Here is a 17,444-nt window from a genome sequence, read left to right on the forward strand (position 1 = left end):
AAGGGAGACGCTTTCTTCGCCGACCGACAGTGAAGGGCCATCGGCCCCCGGCTAGCGCCGGTACTCAAGGGAGGGGTGTGCTCTAGGATTCAAAAAGACAACCTATGGGTTTTTTGGTTTTGTGAACTGTCTTTTTGAATCCGGTATCATTGGGTCATTCCGAGGAGACCTGGCCGACAAGGAATCCAGCACGGGGGCGGTAGTGGAAGAGTTTGGCGCAACAAAAGCCTCGCTTCGCTCTGTACTGATGAGGGCGTGCTTCCTGAGCGAATCGCAACGCATGTATTGCACGTAAGGTGCTTTGGGTCTTCGGCTTATAGCCCTACACAACCTCAAAAATCCCCTCGATTTCCACGCTGCTGCTAAAAGGCAACTGGGCCATGCCCACCGCCGAGCGGGCGTGCCTGCCCCGCTCGCCGAACACCTCGAGCAGCAAATCCGAAGCGCCGTTGATAACCCTGGGCTGCTCCTCGAAGTCGGGCATGGAGTTGACCATGCCCAGAAGCTTGACCACCCGGCTGACCCTGTCCAGGTCGCCTACCGCATCCTTCAACACCGCAATCAATCGAATAGCGACCTCGCGGGCGGCGTGGTAGCCCTGCTCGGTACTGACCTCGCGGCCCAGCTTGCCCTTGAGGCTCGAGACCTGGCCCGAAATGAAGACCAGCTGGCCGCTTTTTACCCAGGGCACAAAGCTAAACATGGGGGGTTTGACCTCGGGCAGCACAATGCCAAGCTGTTCCAGGCGCTGTTCAATTTTCATCGGGGCTCCTTCAAGCAGTGGGGGCTACCAGGCCCTTGTCTGCACACGCTTAGGGCTGCACAAAGACCGGAACCTGGGCGTGGTTCAGAATCCAGCGGGTGACCGAACCAAAGAAGCCCCCGGCCCGGCTGCGCCCCACAAATAAGGCGTCGGCCTGTTGCTCGTAGGCAAAGCCCAGCAAGGCTGCCGCTGGCGGCTGAGCGGTGGAGAGCACCTTGGCCTCGAGGCGGCCTTCCAGGGCCAGGGGCAAGGTGCCGATGGCCTGGTTAATCCGCTCGAGTTCGTCCGCGTCCCCCACATGCAATACGGTGATTTTGCCGCCGCTGGCCTCGGCAATGTGATGGGCCAGCCTGAGCACCCGCTCGGCCCCGGGGGTGGGGCCAAAGCCTACCAGCAGGTGGGCCAGGCCCTGAGCATTGGCCTCTTGAGGTACGGCTGCTACCGGCCTGCTGCTCTGGGCAATCACCCGCTCGGTGGTGGTGCCCAGCAGCCGGTCGGCCAGGCTGTCCTCGCCGTGGGTGCCCATCACCACCAGGTCGTGCTCGGCGGCATGGCGCAGGATCACCGGGATGGGCTTGCGCGGCTCGAGCACGGTCTGCGCCCGGGCATCCAGGCCCTCCAGCTGCCGGGCCATCAAGACCGACCAGGCTTGCTCGGCCTCGTCAAAGATTTTTTCGGTCTGGGTGTCAAAAAAATGAGCGGCGCTGGCGTAGCGAGGTTCGGCGGCATGCAGGATGGTGAGCGAGCCCCCGGTCAGGTCGCGGAGCAGTTGCGCCAGCTTCAGGGCCTTCTGCGAGGCCTGGGAAAAATCGGTGGGGTGGAGGATTTTCATGGCCTAAAGGAGGGCGATACAGGCCACCTCTACTCTAACGTCGCGCGGCAGGCGGGCTACCTGAACGGTGGCGCGGGCCGGGAAGGGTTCTTTTACATACTCGGCATAAACCTTGTTGAAGACTGGAAAATCGTTCATGTCGGCCAGGTAGCAGGTGGTTTGTACTATTTTGGCCATGGAGCTTCCGGCGGCCTCGAGCACCGCGCCCAGGTTCTTCATCACCTGATGGGTCTGGGCCTCCACATCGCCCGCAACCAGTTCGCCGGAGGGGGTCAGGGGAATCTGACCTGAGCAAAACACCATGCCGCCTGCCACGATGGCTTGGCTGTAGGGGCCGATGGCCTGGGGTGCCTGGTCGGTCTGGACTTGTTTCTGGCTCATATCAACAGCTTATACCAAGCCCGGTTGATGGCTAATGGCTAGCCCAGGTTCTTATCATTTGCCTGGAAGCATGGGTTAGAGCCCCCTCACCCGGCGACACCGGGTTGCCATCAGAAGTGTCCTTTTGGGCAAAACGGGCACCAGGCTAACCGCCGCCAACACCACCCCCTCCCACGGGGGAGCAGGAAAGGGGAAGACGATAAAAGCCTGTAGGCTAGCCGAGCGCTCGATAACCAGGGATCCCAATTGGCCAGGAACCTTGCCCTCAGCTTTGAGGTGTTTAGCGCAGGCTGCTAAGACCGGCTCCGGTTCAGAAACCCTGGGTGGCCTGACGGGCCGGGGCAGGTTCTTGTACCAGGGTGGTTTTGGGCGGCCTGACCTCCAGGCCCAGGTAGGCCAGCGGGGTGTTGGACTCGAGGTCGGCGGCCATGACCAGATAATCTACTTCCTCCAGCGTCCACAGGTGAACCCCCTGGGCTTTAGCCAGCGCCCGAAACCACGGGCTGTACTGACCGTTGAGGGCAACGAGGATAACCTCCTGGGCGTGGTGGATTTGTTGGGCAGTCAGTACAGCTTGCAGGGCGTCTTCGTGGGTGGGGGTCTGGGCTTCCACATGGAGCAGGTAGCGCACCCCGGTGGGCGACTGGGCCAGGGCATAGCTCTGGTCGGGGGCTAGCGAGGCCACCCAGTAGGGGCACCGGTTCAAGAGACCTGCCACATAGCGCAAAAAACCCTTCAGATTGACACCGGGGGTAGCGTCCGTAGGCTGCATAGGTATCCTTTGGCCCATGATATTAGTGCCAGATGGCAGAAAGAAGTGAAGCTTGTACTCATATAAGCCTTATAGCCCCCTTAGGGTGGGACTCATACATTTCTCAACAGGCCCAGGGTCTAGCCTGTGGATAACTCTGTGGATAACCCCCTATTGTCTGTGGATAACCTTGTGGGCATTGGGGTGTTTCTCGTAGCAAGACGGTGGATTTTGCTGATTCTAACGGAGTTCTGTATGCGAGTAAAATTGTGAAACGATTGTCAGTTTATGCGCTTTGTATTAGAGCGCCTTGACCCAAAAAACCAGGGGCTTGGGGGTCTCCCGCGGCTGGCCCAGGTCTTGCCAGGCAAACTGACAAACCAGGTCTGGGCGCTTGGAAAACCCGCGCCGCTGCCAAAACGCGTCCAGGGGTACGTAGTTGGAAGGCTTGAGGGGGTGGTTGGCCGGGCGTTCGACGGCACAAAAGGTGACCTGGCGGTAGCCGAGTTGCAGGGCCCGGGCCTCTCGGTGACGGAAAAAGGCCACCCCCAACCCCTGGCCGCGGTAGGCCGGCTCCAGCACCGACTCCCCAAAGTAGTACCAATCGGCTGGCTCGAGCCCCGCCTTCACGAAGGGTTCTTGAAACTCGGCCTCGGCCTGCGCCAGGGGCAAGGCCGTAGAGGCCCCCACCACCCGTTCGCCATCCCGCACCACCACCAGGGTGCTTTCTGGAAGGCCCAGAAACTTGGCCAGGTAGTGCTCTTCGTACTCGAGGCTCCCCTCGTACAGATAAGGCCATTCCCTGAAGACCGCCATCCGCAGCCGGGCGAGCTCGGGAATGAAGGGGGCCACCTCGGCACCGGAAAGTACGTCCACAAGCAAGCTCATGGCTTTTAGGATACCAGCCCGATGGCCCGCAACCCGCATAACAAGCGGCAAACCGGGTTCTGCCAGGGGTGTTGCGCAAAACTGCATAGGGCAGACCGGTACAATTGTGCACATGATTCTTTCTACCGACCCACCCGCCCATGCTTTGCTCATAGATAGCCGCTCGCCCGCCGAGTATGCCCAGGGGCACCTGGAGGGGGCCATCAATCTCGACCTTTCGGGCTTTCGCGGGCGCCTGCGCAGCGAAGAGGAGCTCCGGCAGCTCGAGCAGGCCTTGGCCGACCTCAACGGGCGCTTGGGGGCAGGCCCCCAGAGGCCGGTGGTGGTCTACGATGTGGGCTTCAGCACCCGCCTCACCAAGACCGCTTTCATGCTGGCCCTGGGCGGCCTGGAGGTGCAGTTGTGGCCGCAGGGTTGGGAGGCCCGGGCCACCAGCCAAACCCCGGCCCAGCCCCAGGCGGGCGAACCCTGGGCCAAGCTCAACCGCGATATTCTCCTGACGGCCGACGAAATACTGGCCCATCCGGACCAGCTTCTGCTCGACGTGCGCGAGCCGCAAGAGTTTGCCATCGCCCGCATTCCCGGCGCGAAAAACATTCCGCTGGGGACCTTTGGGCTCGACAACGCCGAGGCCCTGGGGCTTTATGCGGGCCAGGTGGTGGGGGTGCACTGCCGCAGCGGGGCCCGCAGCGCCAGCGCGTTCTGGCTGCTGCGGCAGCAGGGGGTACAGGCCCGCAACTACCTGGGCAGCATGCTCGAGTGGGAAGCCGAGGCCGACCTGCCGGTGGAGCGGCCTTGAGGAGGGGCCTCTTCTGGCAGTCCCCAAAGGGTTTCTGAAAGACTGTCCGATAAGGCGCTAGGAAGCCAATCTTCTAACCATAAGGCGGATCATTGCGACGTAGATGAAGGTTTCCGTGGTTTCGGGCAGAAACTCGTAGTCCCGCTTGAGCCTGCGGTTGAAGCTGAGCCAGGCAAAAGTACGCTCCACCACCCATCGGCGGGGGATGACTACGAAAGAGCGACGGCCGCGGGTCTTCTGGCCAAGCTCCTCGATCAGGTCGGGGGGCATGGGTAACCAGATACCCCTAAAGTTTGCCTCGGGTCTTCGCATGACCTGTACCGTCCAGCCCAGGGTCTGTTTGACCCCGTCTGCAAACTGGCGTTTGTAGCCGCCGTCGATAAACAGGTGGGATAGGCGCTTGAATATAGCCCAAGCCGCTGGTAACACGACCCGGCCTCCTTGGGCATCGCTGAGGTTAGCGGGCAACACCTTGACCTTCAATACCCGTCCTTGGGTATCCACCAGCCAATGCCTCTTGCGGCCTTTCACCTTTTTCGCACCCCTCCCCCTCCCGGGTAGGATTTTGGGATGGGAGGGATCGCAGACAGCTTTCAGGTGTACGACCTGGGCCATCTAGGCCTGGTGGCCAGCATCCTGGATCAGATAGACCTGGTACAGACCGTGGACCGGTTTGTGGGGCCAAGGCCCGGGGAAAAGGTCTCCACCGGTATGGCCCTCAAGGCCGCCATCCTGAACGCCCTGGGCTTCCTCACCTCCCCCCTCTACCTCTTCAGCCACTATTGGGAAGGTAAACCCACGGAGTGGCTCCTGGGAGAAGGTATCACCCCCGAGCTTTTGAACGACGATCGCATGGGCCGGATGCAGGGCCGGTGCATAAAGTAAAGCCTCTACTTCCTCCCCCAACGGGGGAGGCTAGGTGGGGGCCTAATACCCGGCCAGGTCGCTTGCCTACAAGCAATTTTTTGCACGCACTTGGCTAAGGTTAGCAGGGGTTTACGCACCGGCCCTGGGATCCCTTGTCAAACAACCCGTTCTCACCCCAAATGGTGATTAAATATAGGACTTTGTGGAACGTTGGCTGAGCGTAGCCTATATTGCTGTTGTCCTTGGGCTTGGATTCGCAAGTATATGGCCCCAGTTGACCGTTCGGTTCGCCCGGGCCGAGGTCAAAACCACCGCCGCCCAGGGCTTGGTGGCCCAGCCAGGCGTGACCCCATCTGCCCTACAACCCGGCCCTATTGCCCCGGAGGTTGGCAAGGTCAACCTCAACACCGCCAGCCAAGCCGAGATTGAAAGCCTGCCCGGCATTGGCCCCGCACTCGCACAGCGCATTATTGAGGGCCGCCCCTATCGTTCGCTCGAGGATCTGGATCGGGTCAAGGGAATTGGCCCCAAGCTACTGGAGCGTTTGCGGCCGCTGGTCGCCCTATGATTCCTTATGCGTTGGGCCTGGGAGCGCTGCTGGGAGCTCTGACCCAGCTTACCCCCTGGGCGTTCTTGGGCTTGCTGGCCGGGCTTTGGCTACCGCAGACGGCGCGGTGGTTGGGCTTACTGGCGTACACCCTGGTGGTACTTCATCTAGGCCTATCCAAAGACCCCTGGGCTTCGCAGATAGGACAGTGGGTGCGGCTTCAGGGCACCCTGCAAGAGGGGTTCCTGCACACCCCCCAGGGGCGGGTTTACGTGCACTACTACCCCCGTTTGCAAGATGGAAACTACGTACTGGAAGGCCGTTTGCTACGCCCTCAGGCCAGGCGCAACCCCGGCGGATTTGACCAAGCAATCTGGCTGCGCGGTCTGGGCGTTCAGGCGGTCTTGCAGGCCCGGCAGGTGGTGCGGTTTGAACCCCCAGCCTCGGACACCCGGCAGCGGCTCAGGCAGCAATTGGTGGCCGGGCTCTCCCCCTCAGCAGCAGCGCTGGTAGTAGCCTTGACCCTCGGTGAGCGACGGGAGTTGGGAGAGACCTATGGCGAGTTCCAGCGCGCCGGGCTGGCCCACGCTTTGGCCCTTTCCGGGCTCCACGTGGCCATTCTGGCTGGATTTCTGGTACTGGTTTTGTACCGTCTAGGACATTGGCGTTATCTGGTGACCCTAGGCCTCCTGCTGATGTATTTGCTGTTGGTCGGGCCGCAACCCTCGCTGGTACGGGCGGTGATCATGGGGGGTCTGGTGTTGCTGGGCTTGTTTTTGGGCAAGGGCAAGGTAGCGGTGCTACCTGCCCTCTCGCTCGCACTTTTTATTCACCTGCTACTCGAGCCCCATGCCATCTTCAGCCTCTCGGCTCAGCTTTCCTACCTGGCCGTACTGGGGATGGCCCTGGTACTGCCCCGCCTCCCCAAGCTTCAGGGCTGGCAAAACTGGCTCTGGGCCTCGGTAAGTGTGACTTTTGCAGCCCAGCTCTTTATCCTTCCACTACTGCTCCACCACTTCCACCAGCTGCCACTGGTCTCCCCCATCGCCAATTTGCTGGTGTTGCCGATTTTGAACCTGTTGGTTCCGCTGGGCTTTGTCAAGCTGCTGCTGGGCGGGGTTCTGGCCTGGCCGGTGGAGTGGCTCAGCCAACTTACGCTGGGACTGGTGGGCTGGCTATCCAACGGGCCGCAGCTGCGTTGGGGCGAGATAAGCGCCTTTGGTTTTGCTTTGTATTTTCTGGGGATTTTGCCCTTGCTGGCCGCGGCTTATGGTCGAATCCGTTGGTCGCGGGCTGGCATACTGGCTGCGACCACGATCCTGGTTTCCCTGGTACTGCAGACCCTCCAGCGGGCCGAAATCTGGCAACTCGACGTGGGGCAGGGCGATGCCACGCTGGTACGCCTGCCGGGCAGGGTGGAGATTCTGGTGGACGGGGGCCGGGACTGGGCCTATCCCAGACTAGAAAGCGCGCTGCGAGCCTTAGGGGTGGATGATCTGGATCTGGTAATCGCTACCCACCCGGACGGGGATCATATACAAGCCCTGCCGCTGGCGATGCAAAACTTTCCGGTAGGCACACTGGTCACTGGACCGCGGGTGCGGGGAGATAAGCTAGATGACACCTTGCACCAAGCTGCCCGCCGTCAGCGGGTGCAGATAGTATCGGCGCGAGCCGGTGCGCAGCTCGAAATTGCCGGGGCCACCCTGCGCTTTCTGGGGCCGCAAGGCCGTGAAGCTCTGGACAACGACCGCAGCCTGGTGTTTGTGCTGGAGTATAAAGGGCGTAAAGCCCTGTTCACTGGAGACGCTCCAGTTTCGGCCGAGGCCCTTTGGGATGTAGAAAAAGTGGACATCCTCAAAGTAGGACACCACGGCTCCGACACCAGCACTGGCGAACGGTTGCTACAAAGTTTTCAGCCCAGGGTAGCGCTGATCGGGGTGGGCAGCAACCCCTACGGTCACCCCACCCGATCCGTGCTGGAGCGATTGAGCTTACACGGTGTGGAGATTCGCCGCACCGATCTCGAGGGCGCAATCCGGATACCATTGCCCTGAATTTCCCCCAGGACAAGCTCTGCGTGGGGTATCCCGGGTCAGGCTTCGTAGCCCAAAGCCTGCAAGATAGCGCTCAGTTCCTCCTCTGAGTGGTAGCTAATTTCGATCTTACCTCGCTTGTAATGGGTAAAGCGAACCTTGGTGCCGAGCCGACGCGAAAGGTTGCGGGCAATGTCGGCATAGGCCTCTTCACCTCTGGAACGTGCGCCCTGTGCCGCTGGTTTGTCTTTAAGTTTTTCGGTCTCTCGCACGCTGAGTTGCCTGGAAAGCACCTCCGAAAGACCCCAATTGCGCCGGGCTTCGGGCAGCATCAGGAGGGCCCTGGCATGTCCTGCACTTATTTTGTTCTCTTCAAGGGCTTGCATGATTTCAGGGCTCAACTGCAGCAGGCGCAGGGCGTTGGTCACGGTTACCCGGGCCTTCCCCACCGCCCTGGCCACCTCCTCCTGGGTCATCCCCATATCCACCAGTTTTTTGTACCCTTCAGCTTCTTCCAGGGGGTTGAGGTCCTCACGCTGGAGGTTTTCGATCAGAGCAATCTCGAGGGCCTCGCGCTCGCCAATGTCTTTGATGACCACGGGCACCTCGCGCAACCCAGCCATCTGAGCGGCTTTGAAGCGTCGCTCGCCTGCGACCAGCTCGTACATATCCCCCTTGGGGCGCACCAACAGGGGTTGCAACAGACCTTTTTCCTTGATGGAAGCCGCCAGTTCGTCCAGCGCAACCGGATCAAAAAGGCGGCGGGGCTGCCCAGGGTTGGGTTTGATCAAGGCCAGGGGCAGTTTGGTCAGGGAGGCTGGGGTTTTGGGCAACAGGGCCTCCAACCCCTTGCCCAGACCGCTAGGCTTCTTGGACACGACGCATCACCTCCTCGGCCAGCCGTCGGTAGGCATGGGCTCCACTGCTGGTAGGGGCATACTGCCCAATGTCCTGACCGTGGCTGGGGGCTTCGGCCAGCCGAACGTTGCGTGGAATCACTGTCCAGAAGACCTTATCTCCCAAATTCAAACGGATGTTACTTTCGACTTGCTGTGACAGCAAGGTGCGGGGGTCATACATGGTAATCAGTACACCCAGAAGCCGCAGGGCCGGGTTGAGACTGGCACGTACCTGATCAATGGTCTCCATCAAACCCGCGATACCCTCCAGCGCGTAGTATTCGGCCTGCACCGGCACAATCAGCCCCTCTGAGGCCGAGAGCACATTGAGGGTGATGGGCCCCAGACTGGGGGGCGCATCCAGTAGGATCAGGTCGTAGGCGGGCTCGAGCGGGCGCAATACTTCAGCAAGCCGGGTAGGGTTTTCAATGAGTTCGGCGGAAGCCCCCACCAGATCGGGGCTCGAGGGCAATAAATCCAGGCCTTTGGCAATGTTGACCACAGCACTCTGGGCTTCACCAGAGCCGACCAGCACGGTATAGATATTCTCTTCCTGCACAGCCTGCCCTACACCGGAGGTCGCGTTGACTTGTGGGTCGAGATCCACCAGCAAAACTTTCTGACCCGCTTTAGCCAGGTAGGCCGAAAGATTGACAGCTGTGGTGGTCTTCCCTACCCCACCTTTTTGATTTACGATCCCGATGCGCTTCACCTTGCTCACTAGGATAACGGATTTTTGGCCGGCACCCCTGTCCTGCGGGGGTAGCTGGGGGGGGTGGGCCTGGTTTTCTCGATAACAATTAGGGTTCTTAGCTCCCCCAGACCGGGCAACTGGAAAGTTATCACTTCCTGCACGGTGCCGCCCAGTTTCTGGATGGCTGCTTGGGCTTGCTCGAGCTCACCCTCCACCCCCACACTTTTTTGGGCAATCATAAAACCGCCCACCCTAACCAGGGGCAAACACAGCTCGCTCAGGGTGTTGAGGGCGCTCACCGCCCGGCTCAAGGCTCGGTCGTAGGTCTCGCGGTGGGCAGGGTCGTGGCCCAGTTCCTCAGCGCGTCCCCAGATGCAGTGGGTCTGGGCCAGCTTCATTTTCCGACAGACTCCCTCGATGAAAGCTATCTTCTTTTGAGTCGCATCCAGAAAAGTCATCTCCAGTTCAGGTCGAACAATTTTGAGCGGTAGACCCGGAAACCCGGCCCCAGTTCCCACATCCACTACCCTTAGGGAACCCTCCAGTTTTCCACTTTTTAGACAACTGAGTGAGTCCACGAAGTGTTTGAGGATAATTCCCCGCTCATCCCGGATCGCAGTCAGGTTGGTGATGGCATTTGCTTCGATCAGGTTTTGGTAGAGAAGTTGGAAGTAGGGCAGGGTGGGCTCGAGTTCTAGCCCCAGCTCGCGGGCAGAATCAAGGAAAAGACTAACTCCTTGACTACTCATCTGCATACTCAATACCTAGTCGGTATTTTTCTTTCATGTTGATATACCGCTCATAACTATGTTCATCGATTCGCCACCACGGACGAGAATCTAACACCGGGATCAAATCTCTCCGTAGAGCCACGCCGCGCATCATCCATTGATAGTAAGTTCTGTTGTCGTGTTTATATGGGCCGTAAAGTTTTGAACTAGGAAGCCGTTCCAATAGCCACTCAAATATCCTTTTATGTCTTATGTGCATTTTTATTGTTACTTGTGGCTGCTTTCCATCTCCACCGAAATGCCCTTCGCCTATAAGTAGCCCCAAAAGTACGCCTTTTTCAAAATCTGTTAACACACTCCACCTCCAGGGTTTCACAATAAACCTCATTGTGAAACAAGAATACAGTATCACAATTGTAGTTGTTTCACCCCAATGTTTTCCGTGAAACCTTAAGCCGGGACCTTCGTCAGGTACACCAGAAGCGCAGTTAAGTCGGAGTCTCGAACCCCTGGAACCCTCGAGGCTTCCGCCACCGAACGGGGTCGAACCCGGCTTAGTTTTTCCAACGCCTCTTTAGAAAGGCTGGGGACTTTGCCATAGTCCAGGGTCGCGGGTAGGAGGTAGGCCTCGAGCTCCTTCAGCTTTTCCCGCAGCTTGGCCTGACGCTCCATGTAGCCCGCGTACTTGGCCCGCACCTCTACCTGGTAAGCTTCGGCTTTATTCAAAGGCTTCTCGGGCTGGCCAATTATCTGCAGCACCTGTTCATAGGTGACCTCGGGACGGCGCAGGTACTGCAACGCCGAAACGCCATCCACCCGGCCTTTTTGCAGGCGAAGCAGCTCGCCCTGGACTCGAGCGTACTTGGCTTGCACTGCCTCCAAATCCTTCAGCGAGCGCAAACCCCAGGCTGCCGCCAGTGGCATCAGGCGCTCATCGGCATTGTCGGAGCGGCACAGCAGGCGCAACTCCACCCTCGAGGTCATCATCCTGTAGGGTTCGTCCACGCCCCGATGCACCAGGTCGTCCACCATGACCCCGATATAGCCAGATTCACGAGGCAAGCAGACTTCCGCCAGGCCCATTGCATAGCGAGCTGCATTCAACCCAGCCAGCAACCCCTGGGCTGCAGCTTCTTCGTAACCCGAAGTGCCGTTGAGTTGGCCCGCCGTAAACAACCCTGGCTGCTTACGGGATTGGAGTCCTGGAGTCAGTTCCAGGGGGTCTACCGCATCGTATTCCACCGCATAGGCATAGCGCTGGATGACGGCCTCTTCAAACCCCGGCAGCGTTTGCACCATGCGCACCTGCAATTCCGGGGGTAGGGAAGAGCTAAAACCCTGTAAGTACAACTCCGTGGTGTGCAGGCCATCAGGCTCAACAAAAAGCAAATGGGTGTCCTTATCGGAAAAACGCACCACTTTGTCCTCTATGGAGGGGCAGTATCGCGGCCCCACCCCTTCAATGTCCCCACCATACAGGGGGGAGAGGTGCAGGTTTTCCTGGATGAGCAGGTGGGTGGCCTCGGTGGTGCGGGTCTGCCAGGTAGGGCGGGCAGTGGCATGCATACCCACCGTACCCGAAAAGGTCTCGGGGGGGTCGTCGGCAGGTACCACCTCCAGCTTTTGGTAATTCACAGAGTCGGCCTGGATGCGGGGCGGCGTACCGGTTTTGAAGCGAAGTAAGCGGTGTCCCACTGCCCTCAGGCTTTCGGAGAGAAAGCGGGCCGGTGGTTCGCCCTGCCGTCCTGCGGCCCTGGACTGTCGCCCATACCAAACCACCCCCTGCAAAAAGGTGCCGCTGGCGATCACCACAGCCTGGGCGGCAATTTTTCGTCCGTCCACGGTCTGAACTCCGCGCAGTCTACCCCCCTCCAACCACAAAGCTGCCACCTCGGCCCGGATATTCTCGATATTGGGTTGAGTTTGCAGTACACGCTGGACTTCAAGGGCGTAGCCGTCACGGTCTACCTGCACCCGTAAACTTTGTACGGCAGGGCCCTTAGAACGGTTAAGAACACGGGTATGAATGGCAGTGGCATCGGCTATTTTACCCATCAACCCCCCCAGGGCTTCGATTTCCGCCACGAGCTGGCTCTTGCCGGGCCCGCCTACCGCTGGGTTACAGGGCATCAAGCCGATGCGCTCGGGGTTGGATGTAACCAGCCCTACCTTGACCCCAAGCCTTGCTGCGGCCCAGGCGGCTTCGATACCGGCGTGTCCACCCCCCACTACAACTACGTCATAGACCTTCATCCAGCCCACTCCTGACCCCGCATTCTAGCAGAACATTCCCGCATCAAAAAACTGTCGGCGTCTTTACAGCACCGCAAAAACCGATCCACGAGCGCAAATTTCGAATTTGGCTGTCCAGCAGAAGACTTTGAGCCCTGAAGGGGTGTTTTTACCCGCCTGTACAGGATTATCCACAGGGCATTTCCTACCTGTGGATAACTCGGTAAAATGTACAAACTTGTCTGGATTTCAGGAGGATTGACCTTGACCCAAAACACTGTCTGGCAAAACGTGCTCGAGTACGTGCGCCAAAGCATCACCGAGGTGGAGTACCACACCTGGTTTGAAAAGATCCAGCCGCTCGGGGTCGTCAACGGCTCGCTCGAGCTCGGCGTTCCGACCAGTTTTTTCAAGGGCTGGATCGAGGATCACTACGCCGAACTGCTCACCGAGGCCCTGACCCGCCTGGGGGCCCAAACCCCGCGCTTTGAACTCAAGGTTGTACCCGGGAAGCCTGTTCAAGACGATATTTTCTCAGCTTCCACTCAAACCAAGCCACAGGAATCGCGTGCCCGACTCAACCCCAAATACATCTTCGAAAACTTTGTGGTGGGGCAGAACAACAACCTGGCCCACGCTGCTGCTGTGGCCGTGGCCGAATCCCCCGGTAACGCGTACAACCCTCTATTCATCTACGGAGGGGTGGGACTGGGCAAGACTCACCTGATGCACGCAGTAGGTCACTCGGTAGCCCAGCGCTTCCCGGACAAGAAAATTGAGTATGTCTCTACCGAGACCTTCACCAACGAGCTCATCAACGCCATCCGTGAAGACCGCATGACCGAGTTTCGCGACCGCTACCGCTCGGTGGATTTGCTGCTGGTAGACGACATCCAGTTCATCGCCGGCAAGGAACGTACCCAGGAGGAGTTCTTCCACACCTTCAATGCCCTCTACGAGGCCCGCAAACAGATCATCCTGTCCTCCGACCGGCCTCCCAAGGACATCCTCACCTTAGAAGCCCGCCTTCGCAGTCGCTTTGAGTGGGGTTTGATCACCGACATCCAGTCGCCCGACCTCGAGACCCGGGTGGCCATTCTCAAGATGAACTCCGAGTACCGCAATATGCGCATCCCCGAGGAGGTCCTCGAGTACATTGCCAAACAGATCACCTCCAACATCCGTGAACTCGAGGGGGCCCTGATGCGGGTGATTGCCTATGCTTCCCTTAACGGTGTGCAACTGAGTAAAGCAGTAGCGGTCAAGGCTCTTTCCGACGTGTTTGCCGCTACTGAAGCCAACCTGACCCCCGAGGAAATCCTCAAGGCCGTGGCCGATTATTACAACCTCAAGCTGGAAGAGATTCGCGGGGCAGGTCGCCGCAAGGAGGTCGTTATTCCCCGCCAGATGGCTATGTACCTGATTCGGGAGATGACCCACGCCTCCTTGCCAGAAATCGGTCAGTTCTTCGATGGACGCGACCACACCACCGTGCTTTATGCCATCCAGAAGATCCAGGAGAATATAGATAGTGACACCGCCTTGCAGCAAGCCCTCAAAGGCATCAAGGAACGGCTGCGCTAATCAGGTTTATACAAATAACCACCCTCCGATCTCAAGAACTTGGCCCGAATCGCGTTTCCTTGTAGTTGAATAACATAATTGCGAGCCTTAAAACTGTGGATAAATTAATTCAACCTGTGGATAAGCCTGTGGATAAAATGTGGACAACCCTGTGGATAGACTTGTGGATAAGTACGTTCATAACAGGCCTGTGGATAAGTACCCAATTCGTCCACAGTTTATCCACAACTTATACACAGTTATTCAGACCCTTTATCCACAGGCCAAATTCGATACCGTTGCGGATTAAAGAGCCCTTATCCACATATCCACAGGCCCTATTACTACTATTACTAATTCTTAAAATTTTTAAAAAGAAGTAGGAATTTAAATTCTGCAGCCTATTTCAGTCGAACTAAAGCTCCCTCAAAACTTCAAAGGCCCAGACCCCTGAAGTCTTAATACACCACGTAAAGCAAATTTTAGGAAAAAGTAAGTCCACAACTCAGCTTCAATCCCCTTCAGCTCAAAAACAATCATTGGTGCATTACGTGGCGCTCTGAACCAGGCTCATTACGATTCACGCCGGTAGTGGGTGGTGAAGATAGCAGAACAGTGGATATCTTATACCAGATTCGGTTAGTTCGTCACTGAACAGTGACGAACTAACCCGACTGAAAGGAGTGCTCTAGGATTCAAAAAGATAGCCTCTGGTTTTTTGGTATAAATGACTATCTTTTTGAATCCGGTATTAGCCACTCGGCAGCGACATCCAGGATTTTCTAAAACCCACCTACAGGCAACCAGGGTATGGTAGGCCTTAAGCGCATTTATGGAAACTGGGTTGACTGTTAGAATATTTGGGCTCACCGGGGGCCGCAACCCCGGCTAATAGCCCAACACGGAGGCCAGTGTGGAAGTTCGCATCCCCAAACGTACCCTTGCCGAAGGACTTTCCATCCTCGAGCGGATCATTCCCAGCCGCAGTTCAAACCCCATCCTGACCTATTTACCCATCGAACTGTCCGAGCAGGGTCTGATTCTACGCGGTACAAACGGCGAGGTAGACCTCGAGGTCAAGCTACCCGCCGAGATCCAGGGCTCCGGCCAGGTCCTGGTGCCGGCCCAGACCTTTGCACAGATTGTCCGAAGCGCCCCGGGGGAGCTGATAGAGCTGGTCTTTGGCACGGGTGAGCGGCCGGGGGAGCGCCTCGAGCTTCACTCGGGCGCCTTCAACACCCAGCTTTCCACCACCAGCCCCGATGGCTACCCCGAACTGGCCTTTAAAGCCCCTGGCTCTGAAAAGATTGCCGCCTCGCGCCTGGCCCAAGCCATCACCCGGGTGCGCTACGCAGCCAGCACCGAGGAGTATCGGGCCATTTTCCGGGGGGTACAGCTGGAGATGTCCCCCACCAGCCTGCGGGCGGTCGCCTCCGACGGTTTCCGCTTGGCCCGCTACGACCTGCCCATGCAACTCCAAACCCGCAAGCTGGTGATCCCGGCCAGGAGCGCCGACGAAATTGTGCGGGTCTTCAAGGATGCCCAGGGGGAGGTGGCCTTTGCAGTGGGAGAGGGCACCCTGACCCTGGTGGGGGAGGCCGTTCGCATGTCGGTCAAGCTGATGGAGGGCGAATTCCCGGACTATGCACGGGTGATTCCACAAAGCTTCGTCCTGGAAGCCACCCTGGCTGCCGAGGCCCTGCGCGAGGGCCTCAAGCGGGTAGCGGTGCTGTCGGATCGCAACAACCACCGCGTTAACCTCCTGTTCAACAATGGCAAGCTCGACATCGATGCCGAGGGGGATTACGGGCGGGGCAGGGAAGAGCTTGCCATCGATTCTTCGGGCGAACCCCAGCTTATGGTGGCCTACAACGCCCAGTACCTGATTGATGCGCTGGCCCCCATCGAGGGTGCCGTGCGGATCAAACTGTCCGGCCCCACCAGCCCCAGTGTGCTACAGGCAGTGGAGGATGCGGGTTATCTGGCTGTGGTGGTTCCCCTGCGGGTCTAGGGCAGCGTGTGTACCCGATGAAATGCCTGCTGCAAAAGGTCTTCAGATCTGCATTGTTGGGCTTTCTCCTGAACGCAGTTTGATCAAGCCTGACGTGGGGATGTTAGACTCTTAAGCGGCTTGTGCGAAATAGAAGCGTTTCCAGCAAGGAGGCCTTTTCCATGACCACAATTCTAGAAATCAAAGGACGGGAAGTACTCGACTCCCGCGGCAACCCCACCGTCGAGGCCGAGGTGGTGCTAGAGTCCGGGGCCCGTGGGCGGGCCATGGTGCCCTCCGGGGCTTCCACCGGAGCCCACGAGGCGGTCGAGCTGCGGGATGGCGGCCCCCGCTTTGGCGGTAAAGGGGTGTTGCGGGCGGTGGCCGCCATCAACGAGCGCATTGCCGACGAAGTTATAGGGCTGGATGCGCTCAACCAGGAAGCTGTGGACAAAACCCTGCTGGAACTCGATGGTACCGCCAACAAAGGCAATCTGGGGGCCAATGCCATGCTGGCGGTCTCGCTGGCTACGGCCCACGCAGCTGCCGACGCACTGGGCCTGCCGCTATACCGCTACCTGGGTGGGGTGCAGGGGGTGACCCTGCCGGTGCCCCTGATGAACGTGATCAACGGGGGGAAGCACGCCGATAACAACGTGGACTTCCAGGAGTTCATGCTGGTGCCGGGCGGGCTGCCGACCTTCAGCGAGGCGCTGCGGGCTGGGGTAGAGACCTTCCACGCCCTCAAATCGGTCTTGAAGGCCAAAGGCTACAACACCAACGTGGGGGACGAGGGGGGGTTTGCCCCCGACCTCAAGTCGAACGTAGAGGCGGTCGAGGTACTTCTGAGCGCCATTGAGAAGGCTGGTTATAAGCCCGGCCAGGACATCGCCCTAGCCCTCGACCCGGCCAGCTCGGAGTTCTATCAGGATGGCAAGTATGTGCTCGAGGCCGACGGCAAGTCGCTTACGGGACCCGAGATGGTGGCTTACTGGGAAAGCTGGGTGAACCAGTACCCCATCGTTTCCATCGAGGACGGGCTGGCCGAGGACGACTGGGAAACCTGGAAACTCCTGACCGAACGATTGGGCCAGCGCACCCAGCTCGTTGGCGACGACCTGTTTGTGACCAACCCGGCCATCCTGCAGCGTGGCATCAAGATGGGGGTGGGGAACTCTATCCTGGTTAAGGTCAACCAGATCGGTACCTTGAGCGAAACCCTCGAGGCCATCCGCCTGGCCCACCGCAGCGGCTACACCACCATCCTCTCGCACCGCTCGGGCGAGACCGAGGACAACACCATCGCCGATATCGCCGTGGCGGTCAATGCCGGCCAGATCAAGACCGGCTCGGCCAGCCGCTCGGATCGCCTGGCCAAGTACAACCAGCTCCTGCGCATCGAGGAAGAGCTGGGTTCTGGGGCCCGCTTCCTGGGCTTTGGAGCGTTCAAGAGATGATGTTGCAGGTCTCA

17 protein-coding genes and 1 pseudogene are annotated in these 17,444 nt (G+C 59.0%); 7 read left to right on the forward strand and 11 right to left on the reverse strand.

The features are described from left to right. Nucleotides 1-322: 322 nt before the first annotated feature. The 5 genes from Mhypo_RS01555 to Mhypo_RS01575 all read right to left on the reverse strand — a co-directional run bounded on the left by Mhypo_RS01555 (nt 323) and on the right by Mhypo_RS01575 (nt 3,615). Nucleotides 323-763: a RidA family protein gene (locus Mhypo_RS01555; RefSeq protein WP_119339605.1), complete on the reverse strand. Its 441-nt coding sequence runs from the start codon at nt 761-763 to the stop codon at nt 323-325. 49 nt (nt 764-812) lie between these two features. Continuing rightward, nucleotides 813-1,595, reverse strand: a complete 783-nt coding sequence (locus Mhypo_RS01560; RefSeq protein WP_119339606.1) for a universal stress protein — start codon at nt 1,593-1,595, stop codon at nt 813-815. A 3-nt stretch (nt 1,596-1,598) separates the two neighbouring features. Continuing rightward, complete coding sequence (locus Mhypo_RS01565; protein WP_119339607.1) at nt 1,599-1,976, reverse strand: RidA family protein; 378 nt, start codon at nt 1,974-1,976, stop codon at nt 1,599-1,601. Between the two features lie 310 nt (nt 1,977-2,286). Next, nucleotides 2,287-2,748: a hypothetical protein gene (locus Mhypo_RS01570; RefSeq protein ID WP_119339608.1), complete on the reverse strand. Its 462-nt coding sequence runs from the start codon at nt 2,746-2,748 to the stop codon at nt 2,287-2,289. A gap of 279 nt (nt 2,749-3,027) precedes the next feature. Beyond that, a complete protein-coding gene (locus Mhypo_RS01575) occupies nt 3,028-3,615 on the reverse strand; it encodes a GNAT family N-acetyltransferase (protein ID WP_119339696.1) in 588 nt (195 codons plus the stop codon). A gap of 112 nt (nt 3,616-3,727) precedes the next feature. Here Mhypo_RS01575 and Mhypo_RS01580 point away from each other — a divergent pair, with 112 nt between their 5' ends. Beyond that, nucleotides 3,728-4,414 (forward strand): sulfurtransferase, encoded by a 687-nt coding sequence (locus Mhypo_RS01580; protein ID WP_119339609.1) that lies wholly within the window; start codon nt 3,728-3,730, stop codon nt 4,412-4,414. Between the two features lie 57 nt (nt 4,415-4,471). Here Mhypo_RS01580 and Mhypo_RS01585 read toward each other — a convergent pair whose 3' ends face one another. Further along, nucleotides 4,472-5,029, reverse strand: coding sequence for a transposase (locus Mhypo_RS01585; RefSeq protein ID WP_119339610.1), 558 nt, complete (start codon nt 5,027-5,029; stop codon nt 4,472-4,474). Here Mhypo_RS01585 and Mhypo_RS01590 point away from each other — a divergent pair. The 3 genes and pseudogenes from Mhypo_RS01590 to Mhypo_RS01600 all read left to right on the forward strand — a co-directional run. Next, a pseudogene (locus tag Mhypo_RS01590) lies at nt 4,985-5,278 on the forward strand (DUF4277 domain-containing protein); the annotation flags it as partial. The gene Mhypo_RS01585 and the pseudogene Mhypo_RS01590 overlap by 45 nt on opposite strands. 205 nt (nt 5,279-5,483) lie before the next feature. Next, nucleotides 5,484-5,849, forward strand: coding sequence for a ComEA family DNA-binding protein (locus tag Mhypo_RS01595; RefSeq protein WP_119339611.1), 366 nt, complete (start codon nt 5,484-5,486; stop codon nt 5,847-5,849). After that, nucleotides 5,846-7,885, forward strand: coding sequence for a DNA internalization-related competence protein ComEC/Rec2 (locus tag Mhypo_RS01600; RefSeq protein WP_119339612.1), 2,040 nt, complete (start codon nt 5,846-5,848; stop codon nt 7,883-7,885). Before Mhypo_RS01595 ends, Mhypo_RS01600 begins: the two co-directional genes overlap by 4 nt. A 38-nt stretch (nt 7,886-7,923) precedes the next feature. Here Mhypo_RS01600 and Mhypo_RS01605 read toward each other — a convergent pair whose 3' ends face one another. The 5 genes from Mhypo_RS01605 to mnmG form a co-directional block, all read right to left on the reverse strand. After that, on the reverse strand, nt 7,924-8,742 hold the full coding sequence (locus tag Mhypo_RS01605) for a ParB/RepB/Spo0J family partition protein (protein WP_119339613.1): 819 nt from the start codon (nt 8,740-8,742) through the stop codon (nt 7,924-7,926). After that, complete coding sequence (locus Mhypo_RS01610; protein WP_338067070.1) at nt 8,726-9,475, reverse strand: ParA family protein; 750 nt, start codon at nt 9,473-9,475, stop codon at nt 8,726-8,728. Before Mhypo_RS01610 ends, Mhypo_RS01605 begins: the two co-directional genes overlap by 17 nt. Before the next feature lie 8 nt (nt 9,476-9,483). Continuing rightward, on the reverse strand, nt 9,484-10,206 hold the full coding sequence (rsmG, locus tag Mhypo_RS01615) for a 16S rRNA (guanine(527)-N(7))-methyltransferase RsmG (protein WP_307724517.1): 723 nt from the start codon (nt 10,204-10,206) through the stop codon (nt 9,484-9,486). Then, nucleotides 10,199-10,543 (reverse strand): hypothetical protein, encoded by a 345-nt coding sequence (locus Mhypo_RS01620; RefSeq protein WP_240637073.1) that lies wholly within the window; start codon nt 10,541-10,543, stop codon nt 10,199-10,201. The genes rsmG and Mhypo_RS01620 overlap by 8 nt, the downstream gene beginning before the upstream one ends. 95 nt (nt 10,544-10,638) lie before the next feature. After that, nucleotides 10,639-12,441, reverse strand: coding sequence for a tRNA uridine-5-carboxymethylaminomethyl(34) synthesis enzyme MnmG (mnmG, locus tag Mhypo_RS01625; RefSeq protein ID WP_119339617.1), 1,803 nt, complete (start codon nt 12,439-12,441; stop codon nt 10,639-10,641). Nucleotides 12,442-12,648: 207 nt separating this feature from the next. On the opposite strand from mnmG, the gene dnaA reads away from it, so the two are divergent. The 3 genes from dnaA (at nt 12,649) to eno (ending at nt 17,430) form a co-directional block, all read left to right on the forward strand. Next, nucleotides 12,649-14,004: a chromosomal replication initiator protein DnaA gene (dnaA, locus tag Mhypo_RS01630; RefSeq protein ID WP_119339618.1), complete on the forward strand. Its 1,356-nt coding sequence runs from the start codon at nt 12,649-12,651 to the stop codon at nt 14,002-14,004. Nucleotides 14,005-14,896: 892 nt separating this feature from the next. Next, nucleotides 14,897-15,994, forward strand: coding sequence for a DNA polymerase III subunit beta (gene dnaN, locus Mhypo_RS01635; RefSeq protein WP_119339619.1), 1,098 nt, complete (start codon nt 14,897-14,899; stop codon nt 15,992-15,994). Nucleotides 15,995-16,155: 161 nt separating this feature from the next. Then, a complete protein-coding gene (gene eno / locus Mhypo_RS01640; RefSeq protein ID WP_119339620.1) occupies nt 16,156-17,430 on the forward strand; it encodes a phosphopyruvate hydratase in 1,275 nt (424 codons plus the stop codon). The last annotated feature ends 14 nt before the right edge of the window (nt 17,431-17,444 follow it).

It is taken from the genome of Meiothermus hypogaeus (genome assembly GCF_003574035.1).
Classification (GTDB): domain Bacteria; phylum Deinococcota; class Deinococci; order Deinococcales; family Thermaceae; genus Meiothermus; species Meiothermus hypogaeus.

Coding starts and splice junctions, on each gene's coding strand:
- Mhypo_RS01555 (WP_119339605.1), bottom strand. CDS start 763: ATGAAAATTGAACAGCGCCTGGAACAGCTTGGCATTGTGCTGCCCGAG.
- Mhypo_RS01560 (WP_119339606.1), bottom strand. CDS start 1,595: ATGAAAATCCTCCACCCCACCGATTTTTCCCAGGCCTCGCAGAAGGCC.
- Mhypo_RS01565 (WP_119339607.1), bottom strand. CDS start 1,976: ATGAGCCAGAAACAAGTCCAGACCGACCAGGCACCCCAGGCCATCGGC.
- Mhypo_RS01570 (WP_119339608.1), bottom strand. CDS start 2,748: ATGCAGCCTACGGACGCTACCCCCGGTGTCAATCTGAAGGGTTTTTTG.
- Mhypo_RS01575 (WP_119339696.1), bottom strand. CDS start 3,615: ATGAGCTTGCTTGTGGACGTACTTTCCGGTGCCGAGGTGGCCCCCTTC.
- Mhypo_RS01580 (WP_119339609.1), top strand. CDS start 3,728: ATGATTCTTTCTACCGACCCACCCGCCCATGCTTTGCTCATAGATAGC.
- Mhypo_RS01585 (WP_119339610.1), bottom strand. CDS start 5,029: ATGGCCCAGGTCGTACACCTGAAAGCTGTCTGCGATCCCTCCCATCCC.
- Mhypo_RS01600 (WP_119339612.1), top strand. CDS start 5,846: ATGATTCCTTATGCGTTGGGCCTGGGAGCGCTGCTGGGAGCTCTGACC.
- rsmG (WP_307724517.1), bottom strand. CDS start 10,206: ATGAGTAGTCAAGGAGTTAGTCTTTTCCTTGATTCTGCCCGCGAGCTG.
- mnmG (WP_119339617.1), bottom strand. CDS start 12,441: ATGAAGGTCTATGACGTAGTTGTAGTGGGGGGTGGACACGCCGGTATC.
- dnaA (WP_119339618.1), top strand. CDS start 12,649: ATGTACAAACTTGTCTGGATTTCAGGAGGATTGACCTTGACCCAAAAC.
- eno (WP_119339620.1), top strand. CDS start 16,156: ATGACCACAATTCTAGAAATCAAAGGACGGGAAGTACTCGACTCCCGC.